General features: G+C 64.3%; 2 protein-coding genes. One reads left to right on the forward strand and one right to left on the reverse strand.

Going from position 1 to position 2,010, the window contains the following annotated elements; genetic code table 11:
- On the reverse strand, positions 1 to 866 hold an 866-nt coding region (locus AC1RLW_RS31385; protein ID WP_493196288.1), incomplete at its 3' end, for a hypothetical protein.
- A 409-nt stretch (positions 867 to 1,275) separates the two neighbouring features.
- Here AC1RLW_RS31385 and AC1RLW_RS31390 point away from each other — a divergent pair.
- Positions 1,276 to 2,010 (forward strand): LysR family transcriptional regulator (locus AC1RLW_RS31390; protein ID WP_493196290.1); only part of this gene is annotated, 735 nt, incomplete at its 3' end.

The raw sequence follows: 2,010 nt of genomic DNA on the forward strand, positions 1-2,010 counted from the left end.
CAGTACTTCGGTATGTCAAAGGCGGCCGGCGGCGAGCAGATCTCCGTCCAGCCCAGGTAGAGGCCCGCGTTCTTACGGTGGCAGGCGACGAGAAAGTCGATCACCCGGTCGTTGTCGGCGCTGTTGGCGCTGTTGCAGGCGTTGATGACGACGACGCTGTCCTGCGCGAACTCCCAATAGGTGTCGACGAAGGCAGCGGTGATGCCGTAGCGCGTGTCCTTGAGCATGATCTCCTCGCCCTTGCTGTCCACGGTGGCGAGGCCGTTGTAGGCCGTGAAGTAGGTCAGCCGGAAGGCGGCGAGATCGGCCTGGAAATCGGGTTGTGCCTCCAAGGCGGGGTCGATCAGCGTGGACGACTGGATGGAGTACATCTGCGGTGAGCCCGTATCCTGATGGCGCGTGTGCTTCACGCCGCCATGAGTGTTGATGTAGAAGAAGCCGTCCCCTTTGATTTGGCGCAGGGTCGTAATGTGCGCGTCACCCTCGACGCCTGGTTGCAGCGCGTAGTCATGCGCGCTGAGCCAGCCGGACATTTCCGCGATAGCTGCCTGGCCGTCGAAAGGCGTGAAGAAGGAATGCATCAGACGTGCCTTGCGCTCGCTAGGCAGTTCCGGCGGCTTGGCGGCAGCCAGCCCCGCCGCCTTTTGTGCTTGGCCCGTATCAGCGATGGCGGCGGTCAGCGTCGAAGTTCCGGTGGGCTTGAAGTTGTGCGACACCATGTGCACGCGGCCATCGGCGAAAGTGCCCCAGGCCGTCAGTGAGCGTTCGTCAAAGCCTGTCTCCACATAGTTCGGGTCTTTCGCCATGATCCCCGTCAACTCGGTCAGGTAGGCGATCGACTCGAGCTTGCGCGATTCGAGATCCAAGCATGCAGCTTCCACGGCCCGGATGCTGGCAAAGCGGCTTGCGGGCGCGAGCCCCCCGTCCGTCCGAGGGCCTTCTCCACCGCCTACCGCGAGCGGGCCGCTGCCCCCACCCCCTCCCCCTCCTCCTCCCCCTCCGCCGCAAGCGACAAGCAGCGAAGGAGCACCGAGCCACAGCGCGGCCGTGGATGCGCGACCGAGGAAATTCCGGCGACCACGGGAAGGAGCCAGGGAAGAGAGGGAGGCGGATATCGAAGGAAGAGGGCTTTTCTTGGTTGTCATCGTCAGGTGCAAAAAAGGCAATGCCGGCGCCCATTCCCAGGCGACGCGGCCAGCAACGGTTTGTTGCGGCCGCGACTGTAGGCAGCGCTGGCCGCACTGGGAATTGCGTTTTTTGTGATACCTTTTTTGGATGACCAGACCAGTCACCGTCCGCCAAATCCGCTACTTCCTCGCCGTTGCCGAGGAGCGCAACTTCAGGCGCGCCGCGGAGCGGCTGGCCATCACGCAGCCGCCCCTGTCGCGGCAGATCGCAGAGCTGGAGGCTGAACTGGGCCTGCAACTGCTCGAGCGCAATACGCACGGCGTGCGGCTGACCAGCGCCGGAGAGCTGGCCATGCGCAGCTTCGCGGAGCTGATGCACAGTTTCGACGCGACGCTCGAGCATGTGGCCCAGTCCGCGAACAAGCTGCCGCGTCTTCGCCTGGGCGTTCTGAACTGGGTTCACTTGAACCGACTATCCGCAATGGAACGGAGCTTGGTGGAATCGGGGCATGCGAGCGGGATCGACGTACAAACGACAACGACGATTGCCGCAGCCTCGGCCCTTCGGCGCAACGAGCTGGATGCCGCCATCGTGCTCTGGCCGGCTTCGATGTACCGCCTGCGTGGCAACCTGGTCGATGAGGTCCCCCTCATGGCCTTCGTTCCTGCGACGTCGGATCTCGCGCGCCAGCGGCGCATTGCAGTGCGGGACCTGCAGTCCCTGCCGCCATTCTTCCGCTTCAGTCGCAGCGTGAACACACGCATGTACGACGAGTTCACGCGCGAGTACACGGCGCATGGCTTTCGGCCGAAGGCCGAGGCGCCAGCACCCGATCCGTTGCATGTCTTCGCCCAGATCGGCGCCGGCCGTGGCTGCACCTGC

It is taken from the genome of Variovorax sp. GW822-FHT04A09, assembly GCF_058801005.1.